The sequence below is a fragment of the Mucilaginibacter rigui genome, from assembly GCF_014773275.1.
GTDB classification, from domain to species: Bacteria; Bacteroidota; Bacteroidia; order Sphingobacteriales; family Sphingobacteriaceae; genus Mucilaginibacter; species Mucilaginibacter rigui_A.
Genome location: NZ_JACWMW010000002.1, coordinates 496,652 through 515,765, shown reverse-complemented (window position 1 = coordinate 515,765; position 19,114 = coordinate 496,652). Strand labels below are relative to the sequence as shown.

The window sequence follows — 19,114 nt, the reverse complement described above, 5'->3', positions numbered from 1 at the left end:
CCTTATTGAAACTTAAATCCTAAGCCCAACTGAAATACCTGGTTGCGGTAATCGGGTGCCGAACTGTTAGAGTAATTTTTGTCAAGGTCAATAGCATAACGGCCACGTAATTCAACGTTGCGGTTAAGTTCAATACCTACACCAATTACGCCAGATATGTAGCTTTTATCACCACGGTAACTATACTCAGGCTCTGATATGGTGTTAAAGCCATTATCATAGGTATTGCGGGTTGATGTTATAAACGTTAACTGTGGCCCTATTACAAAGTTAAACCCCGGCACCAGGCGGAATTTTGCCAGCAAAGGGATGTCGACATAATTGGTGCGCTGTTTAAAGGTTCCATCAATGGTTTCGGCCTTATATCCTTTTTGCGAAAACAAAATTTCGGGCGCGAATGATAACGGGTAAGCAATAGGTACGTCAAACGTTAAACCTGCGTGCCAGCCCGCAATGGTACTGGTGCTATAATCAGAGTTGTAAGCATCAACAGTATTTGAAAAGTTAACGCCGCCTGCAAGGCCTACTTTAGGCTGCCAAAAATCATTCTGCCTTCTGTCGTACCGTTCCTGAACAGGGGGCGGGCGCCTTACCACTCTGCGTGGGGGGTAACGGCGATCATAACGTTGCGCACTTACTGAGCCAACTACAGCCAAAAGGCATATTGCCAAAAAGAGAAATTTTTTCATCGGTTCTATTTTTTAATGAAGCTGAAATAGAAGGGTATTTGCCCGTGATATTCCATTGTTTGTTAATTTTTATAACCTATAGAGTGAAAATTAGGGCTAAGGTTTATTCGTATATGCTTTAAATAATTGTTGGCAAGCCAAAACAATTATTGTTAATTGAGATTTAAGCTACATTTGAATAATAATGAAACGTAAAAATTACATAGCCTGTTGCCTGCTTTTTATATTAAGCCTGTCAGTTCAAAGCATTTTCGCCCAAAAAGCAAACTTCATCAGTACATTAACAGAACAAAACCACTGGGTTGATTCTGTTTATAAAAAGCTTAGCCGTAAAGAACGTATTGGCCAGCTGTTTTATGTAAGGGCACATACCAACAAAGGCCAGCATTACGAAGATTCGGTTGCGATGGTGATACAGGACGAACATATTGGTGGCCTGGTGTTTTTTCAGGGCGGGCCGGTAAGGCATGCCAATTTGATCAATAGTTATCAAAAGCTCTCCAAAGTACCATTGCTCATCGCAATGGACGGCGAGTGGGGTTTAGGGATGCGGTTAGACTCATCTGTATCCTATCCTTACCAAATGACTTTAGGCGCCGTACAGGATAATAACCTCATTTACAAAATGGGGCAAATGGTGGCTTACGATTTTAAGCGGCTGGGCATTCATATAAACTTTGCGCCCGATATGGATGTAAATAATAACCCCAACAACCCGGTGATCAACTACCGGTCGTTTGGCGATAATAAATATAATGTAGCCCAAAAAGGCATAGCCTATTTTAAAGGTATGCAGGATGCCGGGCTAATTGTTTTTGCCAAACACTTCCCCGGCCACGGCGATACCAATGTCGATTCGCATTACGACCTTCCTTTACTGCCTTTTACCCGCGCAAGGTTAGATTCGTTAGAGGAATATCCCTTTAGGGAGGCCATCGCCGCAGGCGTTAGTGGTGTAATGATAGCACACATGAGCATCCCTGCGCTGGATAGCACAAAAAACCTGCCTTCTACATTATCAAGGCCAATTGTTACCGGCATCCTTAAAGACTCGTTAGGGTTTAAAGGCATCGTAGCCTCTGATGCGATGGAAATGGCCGGCGTAACCAAGTATTTCCCAAACGGCGAAGCTGATGTAAGGGCATTTTTGGCAGGCAATGATCTGATAGAATTATCTGTAAACTCGCAAAATGCGGCCAAGCTTATTTTAAAGGCCATCCGTAAAAAAAAGATCACAAAAGCCGAATTTGAGGCCAAGGTGAAAAAACTGCTTGCTGCCAAATACTGGGCCGGTTTAGATGCTTACAAACCAACCACACCCAAAAACATTATACAGGATATTAACCGTCCCGCCGCTGCCGAACTGATCCAGCAATTGGCTGATGCCGCCATAACCGTACTAAAAGGCGATAGCCGAACCCTGCGCCAGAGCCCGTTCAAAAAAACAGCCATTGTAAGTATCGGGGTTGACAGGCCAACAGTTTTCCAGATGGAGCTTTCTAAATGGTATGCCAACAGCATGATATTTTTGGTAGGCAAAAACACTTCGTTAACAGATTTGAACAGAATGCTGCAAACCCTAAAAGGGTTCGACCAGATCTTCGTAAGCATCCATGATACCCGTCTCCGCCCCGCCAGCAAGCTCGATTATAGCAGCGATGTTAAGTTCCTTATCTCGGCCCTGGCCGCTAAGCCAAACGTGGTAACCAGTGTATTTGCCAACCCTTATACCATAGCGGGTTTACCCGGCATTGAAAAAAGCGCCGGGATATTGGTAGGTTACCAAAAAGATGATGCCATGCAGCGTTCGGCAGTAAAAGTAATAACCGGCTCAATGAAACCGGCTGGTAAATTACCTGTAAGCGTAAACATGTATTTTACTACCGGTATGGGTATGAGCTTTTAGAGGATATGCAGATTTCAAATTTGCACATGATAAGAATTACAATCTGCCCATCTATTTTTTCATTTGCACATCTGCACATATTTTTTAGCTATTGCAGCAAAGCTGCTTTAAGCGTAGCATCGTTGGTGTTTAGCACCCGGTAATAAGCATTATTGCCCCATTTAAAACGGGCTGCATTTGCTTTTATAAGGGTTTTGATAATATCACGTGATATTTCCAGGTCATGCAGCGTTATACTTTTTACTGTTTGCGAGGCATAAGCTATAAAGTTATGCAGGCCGGTATCGGTAATATCGTATTGGTTAATGAAATTATCGGCAGTTGGGTATTTGCTTATTACAGGCTGCAGCCTGTCTATCACATAAGCGGTAAAAAGCTGGTTACCGGCAAGGTCATCCACCAATTGCGTGTTTTGTGTAGTATCGGCAGGCACAAAAACGTCGGGCATAATGCCGCCCATGCTAAATACCTTACGGCCTTTTGTGGTATGGTAGGTTGATGCCCCCAGGAAAGCGCTGTCGCTTAAATTGCTCCCGGCGGTTAATAGTTCGCCTTTACGTGCGCGGTTAGCTAACTCGTTACGATAGCTGGCTGCACCATTTTTATAAGATTTCTGGATCGACCTGCCCGATGGGGTATAATACCTGGCAACAGTTAAGTTAATAGCCGTGCCATCCCCAAACGGAAATTGTTGTTGCACCAGCCCTTTACCAAAAGAGCGGCGGCCAACAATAGTAGCCCGGTCCAGATCCTGCAGGGCGCCTGCCAATATTTCACTGGCCGATGCCGAATATTCATCAATAATAACCGTAAGCGCTCCCTTTTCATAGCTGCCCGAGTCGGTAGCAAAGTAATCGGTGCGTGGTTCATGGCTGCCCTGAGTATACACGATCAGTTTGCCGGCGGGTAAAAACTCATCAGCCATGGCTGTCGCAGTGTTCAGGTAACCGCCGCCGTTCCCGCGCAGGTCAAGCACCAGTTTCTGCATGCCATCGGCTTTTAATTTACTTAAGGCATTCCTAAAATCAGCATCGGTAGTTGATGCGAATTTGCTTATTTTAACATAACCGGCATCGCCAATATTAAATGCAGCATCAACACTGCTCAGGCTAACCCGATCGCGCTTTATATCAAAATCTTTTGCGGTTTTAAATTGATCTCTGAGGATACCCAGGGTAATATGCGTGTCTTTTTCACCCCTAAATGTTTTACTAATGCGCGAGATACTCAGTTTTGTGCCTGAGAAAGCTTTGCCATCAACATTAATAACCTTGTCGCCAACCATAACACCGGCTTTTGCAGCAGGGCCATCATCGTTTACCTGAGTAATTACAAGGGTATCGCGCAGCAACTGGTATTCTAAACCGATGCCGTTAAAGCCCCCTTCCAACCGTTCGTTTATAGAACGGGCCTGTTGCGCAGGCAGGTAAACAGAATGCGGATCGAGGCTTTGCAGCATATCATTAACAGTTACGCCTGCAATACTATCAGTGTTTACCGAATCTACGTATTTGGTGCTTACCAGATCGAGCACGTGGGAGATCTTATCGGGCCCGGCAAAGTTTAAACCCAGCCTGCGCCCGCCAATATTACTATCGCTTATCAGCATCCCAATGGTTATACCAACCAGTATTAAAAGCAATGTCCTGAAAATTATTCCCGCAGTTCGTTTCATCTAAATTTTTCGCCAAGCAAATCTAATAATTAGCAGCTATTGCTGATAATTTATATCATGTTCGTTGCTTTGATGTTTTTTATTCAATTTTGTTAAAAATTTATGGCCAAAACATGGAAATAAACACCGAAAAGGATTCTAATTACAACGGCCTTGAAAACATGTCGGTATTGGAACTCCTTCAAAACATCAATAAAGAAGACAAAACCGTGCCATTGGCAGTAGAGAAAGCCCTGCCCCAAATAGAAAACCTGGCGGTTATAGTAACCGAACGCATGCGCAAAGGCGGCCGCTTATTTTATATAGGCGCCGGTACCAGCGGCAGGCTGGGCGTTGTTGATGCTTCTGAATGCCCCCCAACTTTCGGGGTGCCGTTTGATTGGGTGGTTGGCATTATTGCCGGTGGCGATACCGCTATACGCAAGGCTGTTGAATTTGCTGAAGATAATACCACACAGGCATGGAAAGACTTGCAGGAGTTTGATATAAATGAACACGATGTGGTGGTTGGCATAGCGGCCTCAGGCACTACGCCTTACGTTATCGGCGGGTTAAAAACAGCTAACGAGCATGGTATTGCTACAGGCTGTATAGTTTGTAATGCCGGCAGCCCTGTTGCTGCCGAAGCGAAATATCCGGTTGAAGTAGTAACAGGGCCCGAGTTTGTTACAGGCAGTACACGCATGAAAGCCGGTACCGCGCAAAAGCTGGTGTTAAACATGCTCAGTACCAGTGTTATGATACAACTGGGCAGGGTAAAGGGTAATAAAATGGTGGATATGCAGTTATCCAATAATAAACTTGTACACCGCGGCACCCGCATGGTAATGGCCGAAACAGGGTTAGATGAAATCACTGCCGCCGAACTGCTAAAAAAGCATGGCAGTGTACGTAAAGCGGTTGATAGTTTAAAATAGATGTGCAGATGCGTGGATGCAGATGTGCGAATTGAAATAAAAGAAAAATTAAAATAATCTGCACATACGCAAATTTGCATATCTGTACATCAATAATAAATGCACGAAATAGAACCATATTACCGCTGGCGGGATGATTATATAGCATCAGAGGATGAGTACTCTCCTTTTTATGCTACGCAGTATAACGAATTTGAATACGATAAGCAGATCTATAACTACCTGCTGCACCCGCAATGGGATTCGTTCGGCTCAAATACGCTGTACCTTAAAATTTTGTTTGTTGATTACGACCGTGGCTACACCATTATAGAATTTATTGGAGAATGGAATGATGCTATCAACAATGATATTATGCTGATGAAGCGCGAACTGTTTGAGTTGATGATAGACCAGGGCGTTAACAAGTTTATCCTGATAGGCGAGAATGTGCTTAACTTCCATTTTTCTGACGATAGTTACTACGAGGAGTGGTTCCAGGAGGTGGAGGATGGTTGGATAGCCGGTGTAAATTTCCAGGACCACGTGATAGGCGAGTTCAAGAAAAGCAATATCGATTACTACATTAACTTTGGTGGCGAACTTGATGAACTAAACTGGCGCGCACTAAAACCGGTACAGGTGTTTAAAAAGGTAGAAGAACAGCTCACCAAAAGGCTCAATTAACAAATATTATCAAGCCGCATCGGCAAAATGAGCCTGATAACCGCAGGTATAGTATTTGTGGCTTTTTCGGCTATTATGGGTATAAGCATTAGCTATATATTTTACCTGTATTCATTCGGTACTATATCAAGTGCTTTTATTACAGCATCTGTTGTGTTTGGCATAATGGCTATTGGTGGTTATACAACTCAGCAGGATCTGACCAAATTCGGTTCTATCCTGATCATGCTGCTTATAGGTGGTATAGTAGCAACTGTATTAAATGTATTTATCTTCCGCAGCAGCAGCTTTGATCTGCTGATCAGCTATGTATTAGTTGCTGTATTTGTAGGCTTAACCGCGTACGATGTGCAAAAGCTAAAACGCATTGGCGCAGGCATTGAATATGGTAGCACCGAAGGTAAAAAAACGGCTATCATGGGTGCTTTAACCCTGTATCTTGATTTTATTAATCTGTTCCTTTTATTACTGCGCATATTTGGCGGTAACAGAAGATAATAGCATGTTATGATATTATTGAAAGCCGTTTGCAATTTGCAGGCGGCTTTTTTGTTGAGCTGATTTTGGCTAAAGCCAGGATTGTCCTTTTTAGCTATCCATCCCATAAATTTGCCGGCAATGAAATAGGAACATCATTGCCGTTGGCTTTAGCCAACGGATAACCAGGCGGACTATTTTCGGCTTCAGCCAAACTTCGTGTAATTTATACGCTTGCACTTTACAACATTATTATTCATCTTTGTAACGCTTATGGAGAAAGACGGAGGGATTAGACCCTGCGATGTCTTAGCAACCTGTTACTTAACAAGGTGCTACATTCTACTCCGGTTAAAAGAATAACCGGGGACAGATAAGTGAAAGTCAATTAAACACCCGACTTTTCGAGTAAGCTACGTTTTGAGATTTCACAGATTGTGTTTTGATTACACCTATTTCGGCTATAATCAATTCTGGTAATCGGTGAAATCATCAGGATAGAATCGGTGGAATCAACAAATGGATATTAGAAAAGAATTACAGAAACGCATACTGGTTATTGATGGAGCTATGGGTACCATGATTCAAAGGTACGAGCTCACCGAGGAGGATTTTCGCGGGAAGCGTTTCCGTGACCATGCATCCGACCTGAAAGGTAATAACGACCTGCTGAACATTACCCGCCCGGATGTAATCAAAGCCATCCACGCCGAATACCTGGATGCCGGGGCGGATATCATCGAGACCAATACCTTCAGTACCCAAAAAATATCACTGGCCGATTATCACCTCGAAGAACTTGATTATGAATTAAGCTACGAGGGTGCGCGCATTGCCCGCGAAGTGGCCGACGAATACACCAAAAAAGACCCGTCAAAACCACGCTTTGTGGCCGGCGCTATAGGGCCTACAAACCGTACTGCTTCCCTATCGCCGGATGTGAACGACCCGGGTTACCGTGCTGTTACTTTTGATGACCTGGCCGAAGCTTATTACGAGCAGGTGCGTGGACTGGTTGATGGCGGCTCGGATGTGTTATTGGTTGAAACGATATTTGATACCCTGAATGCAAAAGCGGCGCTGTTTGCTATCGATAGATATAAAAAAGAATGTAAGGAAGCCGGTAAAGATTATCCGGCCTTCAGAGAAACCGGCGGAGTGATGATCTCGGGCACTATTACCGATGCATCTGGTCGCACCTTGTCCGGCCAAACGGTGGAGGCATTTTGGAACTCAATCAGTCATGCCAACCTGTTATCGGTTGGGTTGAACTGTGCCCTGGGCGCTAAAGAAATGAGGCCGCACTTAGAGGAGCTTTCTGATAAGGCAGGTGTGTTTATCTCTGCCTATCCAAATGCAGGCTTGCCAAATGAATTTGGCGCGTATGATGAAACCCCGCACGAAACCGCCCACCAGGTTGACGATTTCATCAAAGCCGGGCTGGTAAACATTGTAGGTGGTTGTTGTGGCACCACACCCGAGCATATTAAATGCATAGCCGATAAAGCAGCTAAATACTCTCCAAGGCAGCTTCCCGAAATTAAGCCTTACCTGCGCTTAAGCGGACTCGAAGCCGTTACCCTGACCCCCGAAACAAACTTTGTAAACATTGGTGAACGTACCAATATCACCGGGTCGCCAAAATTCTCCAAATTAATCCTGGCCGAAGATTACGAGGCTGCCCTAACCGTTGCCTTGCAGCAGGTAGAAGGTGGCGCGCAGGTCATTGACATCAATATGGATGAGGGTATGATAGACTCGGAAGCGGTAATGGTGAAATTCCTGAACCTGGTTGCCAGCGAGCCCGATATTGCCAAACTGCCCATCATGATCGACTCCTCCAAATGGACGGTTATTGAGGCTGGTTTAAAATGCTTGCAGGGAAAAGGTATCGTAAACTCTATCTCCCTGAAAGAAGGCGAAGAAAAATTTAAGGAATACGCCCGTAAGATACTAAGCTACGGCGCTGCTGCCGTAGTAATGGCATTTGACGAAACAGGCCAGGCCGATTCATTGGAACGCCGTAAAGAGATCTGCGGCCGCTCATATAAGATATTAGTTGAAGAGGTGGGTTTCCCGCCGCAGGATATCATCTTCGACCCGAATATTTTAACCGTAGCAACCGGCCTCGAAGAACACAACAACTACGCGGTAGACTTTATTGAGGCTACCCGCTGGATAAAACAAAACCTGCCACTGGCTAAAGTAAGCGGTGGGGTAAGTAATATATCATTCTCGTTCCGCGGTAATAACGTGGTGCGCGAGGCCATGCACTCGGCATTCCTTTACCATGCTATTAAAGCAGGCCTGGATATGGGCATTGTAAACGCCGGGATGCTGGAAGTTTACCAGGAGATCCCGAAAGACCTGCTGGAGCTTGTTGAAGACGTTTTACTAAACCGCCGCGACGACGCCACCGAACGTTTGGTTGAATTTGCCGACACCATAAAAAGTAAAGGTAAAGAAATAGTACGCGACGAAGAATGGCGTAAGAACCCGGTAGAGGATCGCTTATCGCATGCTTTAGTAAAAGGTATCATTGAATACCTGGACGAGGATGTGGAAGAAGCCCGCCAGAAGTTTGCCAAGCCCCTAGAGGTTATTGAAGGCCCGCTGATGGATGGCATGAACGTAGTAGGCGACCTGTTTGGCGCCGGTAAAATGTTTTTGCCGCAGGTGGTAAAATCGGCCCGGGTAATGAAAAAAGCGGTGGCTTATTTGCTGCCCTTCATCGAACTGGAAAAACAACGTGTGATTGATGCTGGTGAAGACAGCAGCGGTAGTCGCGCAAATGCAGGCAAGGTTTTAATGGCCACCGTAAAGGGCGATGTACACGATATCGGCAAAAATATAGTAGGTGTGGTGCTGGCCTGTAACAACTTTGAGGTAATAGATCTTGGGGTAATGGTGCCCGCGCAAAAAATAATTGAAGAAGCGAAGAAACAGGAGGTAGATATCATCGGCCTTAGCGGTTTGATCACCCCATCGCTTGATGAGATGGTGCATTTTGCCAAGGAAATGGAACGCGAAGGTTTTACTATTCCGTTGATCATCGGCGGGGCAACTACCTCGCGCATCCACGCGGCTGTAAAGGTAGCGCCGCATTACTCGGGTGCTGCTATCCACGTGTTGGATGCATCGCGCAGTGTAACCGTTTGCAGCAGCCTGATGAACCGGGATACCCGCGATACTTACATACAAGGCATTAAAGATGAGTACGCCAAAGCCCGCGAAGCCCACGCCAACAAAAAAAGTGATAAGCGTTTTGTAAGCATTGAGCAGGCCCGCGAGCAAAAGTTCCGGATAGACCTGAAAACCGTTGCCCCAGCGCCGACGTTTTTAGGCACCAAAGTTTTCGAGGCATACCCGCTGGAAGAGCTTGTGCCATACATCGACTGGACGCCGTTTTTCCATACCTGGGAACTGCGTGGCAGCTATCCAAAAATATTTGCCGATAAGTTTGTAGGCGATGAAGCCAAAAAGCTTTTTGATGATGCCCAGGCATTAATGAAACGCATTGTTGACCAGAAATTGCTTCGCGCAAGTGGTGTTATAGGTTTCTGGCCGGCTAACAGCGTGGGCGATGATATCGAAATTTATACTGATGATACACGCCAGCACTTGCTTACCCGAATCCATACGTTGCGCCAGCAGAACGAAAAGGTTAAAGGTGAGCCGTATTATGCCCTATCGGATTTTATAGCGCCTAAGGATAGCGGCATTGCCGATTACTGGGGCGGTTTTGCCGTAACAACGGGTATTGGCTGTGATGAACTGGTTGCCGAGTTTGAGGCAGACCATGACGACTACAACAGCATCATGACCAAAGCCATTGCCGACCGCTTTGCCGAAGCCTTTGCCGAAAAAATGCACGAACTGGTACGTAAGGAATATTGGGGATACTCGAAAAACGAGCAACTCGATACAGAGGAACTGATCAGGGAAGAGTACCAGGGTATCCGCCCGGCACCGGGTTACCCCGCCTGCCCGGACCATACCGAGAAAACCACTTTGTTTGAGATACTAAGCGCCGAAAACAACGCCCACATGCACCTTACCGAAAGCCTGGCCATGACACCGGCTGCATCAGTAAGCGGCTTTTATTTCGCGCATCCGCAGGCAAGATATTTCGGATTGAATAAAATAAGTAAAGACCAGATAGAAGATTATGCGCAGCGTAAGAATTTATCTATTGATACGGTTGAAAAATGGTTGGGGCCGAATTTGAATTATTAAAGGAGCGGAGCGAGGACCAACAATAATAAACAAACCGTCATTGCGAGCGTAGCGTGGCAATCTTCGATAGAAAAGTGTAAGACAAGCATGTCGAAGATTGCTTCTTACCTCGCAATGACGGGTAAAATAAAGATTTATAACCTACAATGAAGATAACAGAACACATTAAAAATGCGGCAGGGAAAACGCTTTTCTCTTTCGAACTTATCCCGCCATTAAAGGGCCAGAGCATCCAGGGAATTTATGATGCTATTGACCCTTTGATGGAGTTTAAGCCGCCGTTTATTGATGTAACATCGCTCCGCGAGGATTATATTTATAAAGAACATGAAACCGGTTTGCTGGAAAAACTGGCTTACCGTAAACGCCCGGGAACTATTGCTATTTGCGCGGCTATTATGAATAAGTACAAGGTTGATACCGTTCCGCATTTGCTTTGCGGTGGTTTTACTAAGGACGAAACTGAGAACGGCCTGATTGACCTGCAGTTTTTAGGTATTGATAACGTACTGGTTTTACGCGGCGACGCCCGCCGTGGTGATGCTTCATTCGTGCCGACCCCGAACGGCCATTGCTATGCTACCGACTTGTTACAACAGGTTGTGAACATGAACAACGGCGTTTACCTCCATGAACATTACGAAGGCATCCTGAAAACAGATTTTTGCATAGGTGTGGCCGGTTATCCCGAGAAGCACTTTGAAGCGCCAAATCTTAAAACCGACTTTAAATACCTGAAGCAAAAGATTGATATGGGCGCAGGCTTCATCGTAACTCAAATGTTTTTTGACAACCAAAAATATTTCGATTTTGTAAATAATTGCCGTGCAGAGGGGATCAACGTACCTATCATACCGGGATTGAAACCTATTACTACATCAAAACAACTGGTTAACCTTTCCAAAACTTTCCATATAGATATCCCCGAAGCGTTAAGCGATGCGATACAGGATTGTAAGGAAGAAAAGAACGTAAAAGATATTGGTATAGAGTGGATGATAGAACAATGTAAGGAGCTTGTGAAATTCGGCGCCCCGGTACTGCACTTCTACACCATGGGTAACCCCGGGCCAACAAAACGCATTGCAGAAGCAATATTTTAATATCCCAATATCCACCCTGTTATTTCGAACCAACGAGAGCGGGGAGAAATGGTTTAAACAAGAAATGCCCGACTAATCATCGGGCATTTCTTGTTTATGATGCGAGAGGATAGTTTATATCCCTTCGCCTTTTAGTTTTGATGCGGCAACTAACGCCCTGTAGGCATTAACTATGCCACCTGTTTTTGACAGGGTTGTAAAATCAACTTTCTCGGTTTGGCTGCCCGGCTTTAAAACCATAGTGCCGGTTAGCGGCGTGGCCGATTCCAGTATCACCTGTTTAAGCTGCTTGGCGCTCAGGTTAGGGTAATATTCTAACACCAACGCTGCAATGCCTGCGGTAATTGGCGATGCAAAGCTGGTACCATCGGCAGTGTTAAATTCGGCATCCATATTTACAGATGTTACTTTAACACCCGGTGCAAATACATCCACATTTTTTTTACCGTAGTTACTGAAAGTACCGGCAAGGCTTGCATCCAGCTTATCGGCAGATGCGCCAACGCAAATCACATTATCAGCATCCGTACCAGACCCATCCTCAAAGGTATCATTGGGGAATTGTGGTTTGGCGTCAACATCCTGGTTATCATTCCCCGATGCCTGTACAAGCAATACATTTTTACCGGCAGCATATTTAAAGGCCTCGTCAACCCATGCTTTATGCGGTGACAGTTTTTTACCAAAGCTCATGTTAATGATCTTTGCGCCGTTATCAACCGCGTAATGTATGGCGTTAGCAATATCTTTATCGTACTCATCGCCGTTAGGTACAGCTTTAATTGCCATAATGCGCACATTATCGGCTACGCCATCAATACCATATTTGTTATTACGTACAGCGCCTATTAAGCCGGCTACACCAGTGCCATGCTCGGCGTCAGCAAATTTGATGAGGTTACTGCCATAAGGTTTGCCATCTTTCTCGTCAGGGTTGTCGCCAACAATACGTTTGCGTGCATCCAGATCGGGGTTAACATCGTTGTTTAGTTTAGCAAGGTATTCGCTCAGGTCGTTAATGATCTTGGCGTTAGTGTCATCGCCGCCTTCCTGATCAAAAACAGATGCCCATACAGCCTTACTTTGTTTAACGGTATCGCTTGCAGAGGTGATCTTCGCCAGGTCGCCCTTTTTAAAAGAAGCATCAGATTTTAAATTAAGCGCTTTTTTAATATAACCGCTGGTGGCCATCAAAGCGTTCATGATAGGTTGCAGCTGCTGTATCTCGGTTTTTGATTTGTTTAAGGTGGTATTATACGTAAGTTTTACAGATTCCCAATAAGCAAATTCCTTTTCGCTGCCGGCAGGGGCCGATGTAAGGTTTTCATATTTAGGTTTTAACCTGTTGTATTCGCGTACCTCTTCGGTGGTTTCGGTAAAATCACATTTACCACCAGGGCCGCCTAAAAAGTTCCAGCCATGTACATCATCAACATAACCGTTCTTGTCGTCGTCAATACCGTTGCCGGGTATCTCTTTGGTGTTGGTCCACAGTACGGGTTTAAGGTCGGCTTGTGCGGTGTCAATACCGCTGTCGATAGTAGCTATAATTACCGTTTTGCTTTTTTTACCTTTTACAAACTGGTAAGCCTGATTAAGGCTGATACCGAAATATCCATCAGTTTTAAGATCCATCAGGTGCCAGTTCTTTGGCAGTTCGGCAGGGGCTTTTGGCGCAACCTGCGCCGTTGAGTTAAAGCTTATTAACAGCGCGCTGCTCAATAATACGCCCGCAATGGTTTTGCAAATTTTGTACATATTTTAATAATCGTGTTTATACTTTTTTATTCATTGCCGTTGACTAAAGTCAACGGATTACCATATTAAATTAATGGCTTTAGCCTAATTACTTAGGCTAAAGCCAAAATTGCTCTATCTGTCATCCCGCCCCATAAATGGGACGGCAATGAAATTTAATTCAATCGTTTACAGGTCAAATTTAATCCCCTGCGCTAAAGGCAACGTTTTAGAATAATTAATAGTATTGGTTTGGCGCCTCATGTAAACTTTCCAGGCGTCAGATCCGCTCTCGCGGCCACCGCCGGTTTCTTTCTCGCCGCCAAATGCGCCGCCTATTTCTGCACCTGATGTGCCTATGTTTACGTTGGCAATTCCGCAATCAGAACCCGCGTAAGAAAGGAATGTTTCCGCCTCGCGCAAATTATTGGTCATGATAGCTGATGATAAGCCCTGCGGAACGCCATTCTGCAGATCGATAGCTTCTTCGATGGTTGCGTATTTAATGAGGTAAAGTATCGGCGCAAACGTTTCATGCTGCACGATCTGGTAATGGTTCTCAACCTCGGCAATACAGGGTTTAACATAACAGCCCGACGAATAAGGCCCGCCATCCAGCTTGCCGCCTTCTACCACAAACTTACCGCCTTCGGCCTTGCATTTCTCAATCGAATCAAGATACAAGGCTACCGCATCCTGGTCAATAAGCGGCCCCATGTGGTTGTTCTCGTTTAGTGGGTCGCCAATTTTTATTTGGGCATAGGCTTTAACCAATTTTTGTTTAAAGGCTTCGTAAACACTTTCGTGGATGATGAGCCTGCGGGTACTGGTGCAACGCTGCCCGGCAGTGCCCACTGCACCAAATACAGCGCCAATAAGCGACATATCCAGGTCGGCATTTTCAGTGATAATGATGGCATTATTACCGCCCAGTTCTAAAAGGCTTTTACCAAGGCGTGCTCCAACTGCTGCGCTAACCGCCTTGCCCATGCGGGTAGATCCGGTTGCTGATACCAACGGTACACGCGTATCATTGCTCATTAGTTCGCCTATGTTGCGGTCGCCTATTACCAGGCAGCTTACGCCTTCTTCAATATTATTACGTTTAAAAACCTCCTGCGCTATGTGCTGGCAGGCAATGGCTGTTAAAGGTGTTTTTTCGGATGGCTTCCAGATGCAAACATCGCCGCAAACCCAGGCAAGGGCAGCATTCCAGCTCCAAACTGCCACAGGGAAGTTAAAGGCCGATATTACGCCAATGATCCCCAGCGGGTGATATTGCTCATACATGCGGTGCTCGGGGCGTTCGCTGTGCATGGTAAGGCCGTATAACTGCCTGCTAAGTCCCACGGCAAAATCGCATATATCTATCATTTCCTGCACTTCGCCGTAACCCTCCTGCAGGCTTTTGCCCATTTCGTAGGATACAAGCGTGCCCAGTTGTTTTTTATTCGCACGCAGCGATTCGCATATCTGCCTAACTATCTCGCCACGCTTTGGTGCCGGTATAGTGCGCCAGGTTTTAAAAGCCTTTGCGGCGGTCTCCACCACGGTGTTATACTCATCTGCGGTAGCAAACTTTACAGCGGCTATCTTTTTACCGTCTGTTGGCGATACAATATCTTTTGTAACAGCATTGGCGCTGCTACCCCATTGACTGCCAGTACTAAACGCATGGTTAATGTCGTTTATATGTAAATGATCAAGAATATCTTTTATAGGTAAGCTCATAATTGGTACTTTTGTCAAAGGTAAAAATCTTTAGGGCAATTATTCTTCAACTCATCGCTTGCCGGCTAAAAATGCTTTACATTTATTATCAGCCACTTGTATTAACGCTTGTTTAATAATGTTTGTATGTTGAAAACTTAATTGACTTATGGATGCTTATTATTGTAATTTGAACTCATGTTTAAGCCTTGCGGATATACATCCGCCGGGAAAATATGGTGTTCTGCAACTCAACTTGAATGGAAGAAGAATTTGAATTTGGTTTTACCGAAGATCCAAAGTTTTCGGTAGAACGGTACGAAGAGATGATTCGAAATCATGATCAGTACTTTTTTGACGCGCAGGCGTTTGAGAACATTATAGACTACTACATAGAAAAAAACGACCCGGCAAAAGCCCTGCAGGTATCAGAATATGCCCGCAACCAGCACCCGTTTGCCGCGGTATTTTTAATAAAGCAGGCCCAGTTGCTGGTAGTTACCAATCGCGCAAGCGAGGCATTTGCCGCACTTGAAAAAGCCGCTATGCTGGAAGCCAGCGACGCTGATATCTATATCATCCGTGGTAACCTGTACGAGAGTATGGAGCGCAATACCGAGGCTTTAGAGAACTACGAAAAAGCGCTTGAACTGGCCGAGGAAACTGACGAGATATTGTTGCACATTGCCTACGTTTACCAAAACATGGGCGATTACGATACCGCCATTACCTATCTTAAGCTTTGCCTTAAACAAAACATGGAAAACCAGGATGCCCTGTACGAGCTGGCATTTTGTTACGATGTTTTGGATAACCAGGAAGAGAGCGTTCAATTCTATCAGCAGTATATAGATAACGAGCCTTACAGTTATGCCGCATGGTATAATCTGGGCAACGCGTATACCAAACTTAGTTTGTTTGAGAAAGCGATTGATGCTTACGATTACGCCATACTGATCAAAGACAGCTTTGCATCGGCTTACTTTAATAAAGGTAACGCCCTGGTAAATCTGGAAAAATATGCCGAAGCTATTGAGGTGTACCGCCAGACATTTGAGTACGAGCAGCCTAATGCCGATACTTACTGCGCTATAGGGGAGTGCTACGAAAAGCTGGAGCAAATGGACGAGGCGCGTTCTTTCTACAAAAAATCGGTTAAGATGGACCCTAAACTGGCAGATGCCTGGTTTGGGATTGGTGTTACACTTGATTTTGAAGAACGCTATTTTGAGGCCCTGCATTTTTACAAAAAGGCGCTCGATCTGGATATTGCCAATGCCGACTATTGGTTTGCCATTGCCGATGCCGAATACAAGCTTGGCCACATGGGCGAAGCCGAACAGGCTTACGAAAAGGTAGTGGAACTTAACCCGCTTGATGTAGATGCCTGGCTGGATTACTCATCTATACTATATGAGCAAAAAAGGCTTAAAGATGCTATTGAGGTAATATCTCAGGCTATAAAAAACAACCCGGATGCTGCAGAACTGTACTACCGCATGGTAGCCTACCTGTTTGCCAAAGGCGAATACAACGAAGCGCTGAACTACCTGGAGATGGCGCTCGCGTCTGACCCGGAGAAGCATTATATCCTGTTTGATTACCTGCCACAATTGCAGGAGAACAAGGTGATCATTGATATCATAAACAGATATACGAAGTAGTGAGTGGTGAATAGAGAGCTGTGAGTGGTTCTTATTTCATTATCCCAACAGATAATACTCAAATCCGACTCAATCAAGTGTTAAAGGCCAAACAGTAATGTTTGGCTTTTTTTGTACCTAACGAATTACTTGCGAGGGCTATACTATACATGATAAAAGTGGTGGCAATATTTGCCAATCAGCGTTCACGGCAGTGAACGTGAACACTTCCGTGGGGTGAGTAAAATTCCAAACAACCCCACCGCTTATCCGTTGTTCCTTAAAACCCAATAAGTATGAATACGCCAGATAGTTCAAACCCGGGGAATAACCTCTCTTCAGTGGGGCAACCCAACGACCCGATAGTAAATGCGGAAGAGCAGTATGTGATCACCAATAATGATGATGCTGAAAAGGTAACTAATAAAGATTCCACCGTATCAGATGCTGAGAAAGTTACCGAAAAGGCGAGCGAAAGCGAGAAAGTTGCGCCACAGCCGCCTCCAGAGAACCTTTAACACCAGATCAACCATGAAAGCCCTGATATTGAATTGCACCTTAAAGCCATCGCCCGCCGTATCAAATACCGAAGCTTTGGCCAATACTTTTATAGAAGAACTGGAACGCCTTGGTGTGAAAACAACTTTTATACGCGTGGCTGATAATCATATCATCACCGGCATAAAATCTGACCTGGGTAAAGGCGATGCCTGGCCTGCAATCCTGAAAGAACTTTTAGCATCAGAGATACTGATTATAGCCACCCCTACCTGGATGGGCACCATGAGCAGCGAGGCGCTGAAAGTTTTGGAGCGTATAAACGGCCTGTACCCTAAACGCGATGCGCAGAACCGCCCGGTTACTTTCAACAAAGTAGCGGGTTTTGTAGTTACCGGCGCCGAGGATGGTGCCCGCCATGTGGTATCTGAAATTGCAGGCGCGCTGATGGATGTTGGCTTTACCATAGCGCCGCAATCATACACTTATTGGAACAATGGCCCCGGCCCCGGCGATAATTACCTGGAGAGCAATTACCGGAAGGAGTGGTCGATAGAAACGGGGAAAGCCGCAGCGGCTAATGTGGTGGCAGTTGCTAAAGCGTTAAAAAACACACCTATCCCCGGCAGGGAATAACATTGGCAATGATATTATTACCTTTGCAACCGTATGATAGATGTTGTATTAAAAAAGGGTAAAGAAAAAGCAGTACTGCACAAACACCCCTGGGTGTTTTCGGGGGCGATAGAAAACGTAAAAGGTAACCCTGCCAATGGCGAGATCATCCGCCTGCTGGATAGCAAAAAAGATTTCCTGGCTTACGGTTTTTATAACGCTCAATCGCGCGTGGCAGTGCGTTTGCTGGAATGGGACGAAGCCATTGCGGTTGACGACAATTGGTTCCGCGATAAAGTGCGGGTAGCTGTTGCCGGCCGTGCCCATATACTGGCCGATGGCAGTACAGATACCTGCAGATTGATCTTCAGCGAATCTGACTACCTGCCGGGCCTTATTGTAGATAAATATGCCGATCATTTGGCGGTACAGGTACTTACCTCGGGCATGCAAAATGCTATGCCTGTTATTATAGATGAACTTAACCAACTACTGAAACCTGCCAGCATCTTTGATAAAAGCGACGCCACATCCCGCTCGCACGAAGGATTGGAAACCACCAATGTGTTGCTTGCCGGTAACGAACCACCCGAACTGGTGATGGTGAAAGAAAACGGCATCAGCTACGGCATCAATATCGCCGAAGGCCAAAAATCGGGTTTTTACTGCGATCAGCGTTATAACCGCCAGGTATTGGCCGGTTATGCCAAAGGCAAAAATGTATTAGACTGTTTCAGCTATACAGGCGGCTTCACCTTAAACAGTTTAAAAAACGGTGCGGCATCGGTAACCAGTGTAGATAGTTCTGCCCTGGCATTGGAAACGCTTGAAGAAAATATCCGCCTCAATAAATTTGAAGGTACGGAGCATAGCGCTATCAAATCTGATGTGAATGTGCAACTGCGCAAATTCAGAGATGATGGCGAAATGTTTGATGTTATTGTACTCGACCCGCCAAAATACGCGCCATCGCGCTCCGCGCTCGACAGGGCATCACGGGCTTATAAAGACCTTAACCGCCTGGGCATGCAATTGCTTAACAGCGGGGGCTTATTAGCCACTTTCTCCTGCTCGGGGGCTATGGATATGGAAACCTTTAAACAAGTGCTTGCATGGGCCGCTTTAGACGCGGGGAAGCAGGTACAGTTCATCTACCAGTTCCACCAACCCGAAGACCACCCCGTTAGGGCATCATTCCCTGAAGGGGAATACCTGAAAGGGCTTTTGTGCAGGGTTTGGTAA

Annotated in this window: 14 protein-coding genes and 1 riboswitch; of the genes, 10 read left to right on the top strand and 4 right to left on the bottom strand. The window is 45.4% G+C overall.

Going from position 1 to position 19,114, the window contains the following annotated elements; all coding sequences use genetic code 11:
- Positions 1-2: 2 nt before the first annotated feature.
- The gene (locus IDJ75_RS09420) at positions 3-689 is read right to left on the bottom strand and encodes a porin family protein (RefSeq protein ID WP_191175373.1); all 687 of its coding nucleotides are present in this window, start codon (positions 687-689) and stop codon (positions 3-5) included.
- Between the two features lie 184 nt (positions 690-873).
- Here IDJ75_RS09420 and IDJ75_RS09415 point away from each other — a divergent pair, with 184 nt between their 5' ends.
- Positions 874-2,595: a glycoside hydrolase family 3 protein gene (locus IDJ75_RS09415; protein ID WP_191175372.1), complete on the top strand. Its 1,722-nt coding sequence runs from the start codon at positions 874-876 to the stop codon at positions 2,593-2,595.
- Positions 2,596-2,683: 88 nt separating this feature from the next.
- On the opposite strand, the gene IDJ75_RS09410 is transcribed toward IDJ75_RS09415, so the two are convergent.
- The gene (locus IDJ75_RS09410) at positions 2,684-4,270 is read right to left on the bottom strand and encodes a S41 family peptidase (protein WP_191175371.1); all 1,587 of its coding nucleotides are present in this window, start codon (positions 4,268-4,270) and stop codon (positions 2,684-2,686) included.
- 113 nt (positions 4,271-4,383) lie between these two features.
- On the opposite strand from IDJ75_RS09410, the gene murQ reads away from it, so the two are divergent.
- The 5 genes from murQ (at position 4,384) to metF (ending at position 11,669) form a co-directional block, all read left to right on the top strand.
- Entirely contained in the window at positions 4,384-5,187 is an 804-nt protein-coding gene (gene murQ / locus IDJ75_RS09405; RefSeq protein WP_191175370.1) for an N-acetylmuramic acid 6-phosphate etherase, read from the top strand.
- A gap of 99 nt (positions 5,188-5,286) precedes the next feature.
- Positions 5,287-5,853 carry a hypothetical protein gene (locus IDJ75_RS09400; RefSeq protein ID WP_191175369.1) on the top strand — a complete coding sequence of 189 codons (567 nt, stop codon included), beginning with the start codon at positions 5,287-5,289 and terminating at the stop codon, positions 5,851-5,853.
- 3 nt (positions 5,854-5,856) lie between these two features.
- The gene (locus IDJ75_RS09395) at positions 5,857-6,351 is read left to right on the top strand and encodes a Bax inhibitor-1/YccA family protein (RefSeq protein ID WP_317173771.1); all 495 of its coding nucleotides are present in this window, start codon (positions 5,857-5,859) and stop codon (positions 6,349-6,351) included.
- 247 nt (positions 6,352-6,598) lie between these two features.
- A riboswitch (SAM riboswitch) is annotated at positions 6,599-6,710 on the top strand.
- A 139-nt stretch (positions 6,711-6,849) separates the two neighbouring features.
- Positions 6,850-10,566 (top strand): methionine synthase, encoded by a 3,717-nt coding sequence (metH, locus tag IDJ75_RS09390; protein WP_191175367.1) that lies wholly within the window; start codon positions 6,850-6,852, stop codon positions 10,564-10,566.
- A 146-nt stretch (positions 10,567-10,712) separates the two neighbouring features.
- Positions 10,713-11,669 (top strand): methylenetetrahydrofolate reductase [NAD(P)H], encoded by a 957-nt coding sequence (gene metF / locus IDJ75_RS09385; protein WP_191175366.1) that lies wholly within the window; start codon positions 10,713-10,715, stop codon positions 11,667-11,669.
- A 114-nt stretch (positions 11,670-11,783) separates the two neighbouring features.
- Here metF and IDJ75_RS09380 read toward each other — a convergent pair whose 3' ends face one another.
- Positions 11,784-13,427 carry a S8 family serine peptidase gene (locus tag IDJ75_RS09380; RefSeq protein ID WP_191175365.1) on the bottom strand — a complete coding sequence of 548 codons (1,644 nt, stop codon included), beginning with the start codon at positions 13,425-13,427 and terminating at the stop codon, positions 11,784-11,786.
- A gap of 168 nt (positions 13,428-13,595) precedes the next feature.
- Positions 13,596-15,137: an L-piperidine-6-carboxylate dehydrogenase gene (amaB, locus tag IDJ75_RS09375; RefSeq protein WP_191175364.1), complete on the bottom strand. Its 1,542-nt coding sequence runs from the start codon at positions 15,135-15,137 to the stop codon at positions 13,596-13,598.
- Between the two features lie 239 nt (positions 15,138-15,376).
- On the opposite strand from amaB, the gene IDJ75_RS09370 reads away from it, so the two are divergent.
- The 4 genes from IDJ75_RS09370 to IDJ75_RS09355 all read left to right on the top strand — a co-directional run bounded on the left by IDJ75_RS09370 (position 15,377) and on the right by IDJ75_RS09355 (position 19,114).
- Positions 15,377-16,780, top strand: a complete 1,404-nt coding sequence (locus IDJ75_RS09370; RefSeq protein WP_191175363.1) for a tetratricopeptide repeat protein — start codon at positions 15,377-15,379, stop codon at positions 16,778-16,780.
- Positions 16,781-17,055: 275 nt separating this feature from the next.
- Positions 17,056-17,277 (top strand): hypothetical protein, encoded by a 222-nt coding sequence (locus IDJ75_RS09365; RefSeq protein WP_191175362.1) that lies wholly within the window; start codon positions 17,056-17,058, stop codon positions 17,275-17,277.
- Positions 17,278-17,290: 13 nt separating this feature from the next.
- A complete protein-coding gene (locus IDJ75_RS09360; RefSeq protein ID WP_191175361.1) occupies positions 17,291-17,893 on the top strand; it encodes a flavodoxin family protein in 603 nt (200 codons plus the stop codon).
- Positions 17,894-17,926: 33 nt separating this feature from the next.
- Positions 17,927-19,114, top strand: a complete 1,188-nt coding sequence (locus tag IDJ75_RS09355; RefSeq protein ID WP_191175360.1) for a class I SAM-dependent rRNA methyltransferase — start codon at positions 17,927-17,929, stop codon at positions 19,112-19,114.

Bases quoted from the DNA above. Each gene is read 5' to 3' on its own strand.
- IDJ75_RS09370 (WP_191175363.1), top strand. From the start codon at position 15,377: ATGGAAGAAGAATTTGAATTTGGTTTTACCGAAGATCCAAAGTTTTCG.
- IDJ75_RS09380 (WP_191175365.1), bottom strand. From the start codon at position 13,427: ATGTACAAAATTTGCAAAACCATTGCGGGCGTATTATTGAGCAGCGCG.
- murQ (WP_191175370.1), top strand. From the start codon at position 4,384: ATGGAAATAAACACCGAAAAGGATTCTAATTACAACGGCCTTGAAAAC.
- IDJ75_RS09365 (WP_191175362.1), top strand. From the start codon at position 17,056: ATGAATACGCCAGATAGTTCAAACCCGGGGAATAACCTCTCTTCAGTG.
- IDJ75_RS09415 (WP_191175372.1), top strand. From the start codon at position 874: ATGAAACGTAAAAATTACATAGCCTGTTGCCTGCTTTTTATATTAAGC.
- IDJ75_RS09400 (WP_191175369.1), top strand. From the start codon at position 5,287: ATGCACGAAATAGAACCATATTACCGCTGGCGGGATGATTATATAGCA.
- amaB (WP_191175364.1), bottom strand. From the start codon at position 15,137: ATGAGCTTACCTATAAAAGATATTCTTGATCATTTACATATAAACGAC.
- IDJ75_RS09355 (WP_191175360.1), top strand. From the start codon at position 17,927: ATGATAGATGTTGTATTAAAAAAGGGTAAAGAAAAAGCAGTACTGCAC.
- IDJ75_RS09410 (WP_191175371.1), bottom strand. From the start codon at position 4,270: ATGAAACGAACTGCGGGAATAATTTTCAGGACATTGCTTTTAATACTG.
- IDJ75_RS09420 (WP_191175373.1), bottom strand. From the start codon at position 689: ATGAAAAAATTTCTCTTTTTGGCAATATGCCTTTTGGCTGTAGTTGGC.
- metF (WP_191175366.1), top strand. From the start codon at position 10,713: ATGAAGATAACAGAACACATTAAAAATGCGGCAGGGAAAACGCTTTTC.
- metH (WP_191175367.1), top strand. From the start codon at position 6,850: ATGGATATTAGAAAAGAATTACAGAAACGCATACTGGTTATTGATGGA.
- IDJ75_RS09360 (WP_191175361.1), top strand. From the start codon at position 17,291: ATGAAAGCCCTGATATTGAATTGCACCTTAAAGCCATCGCCCGCCGTA.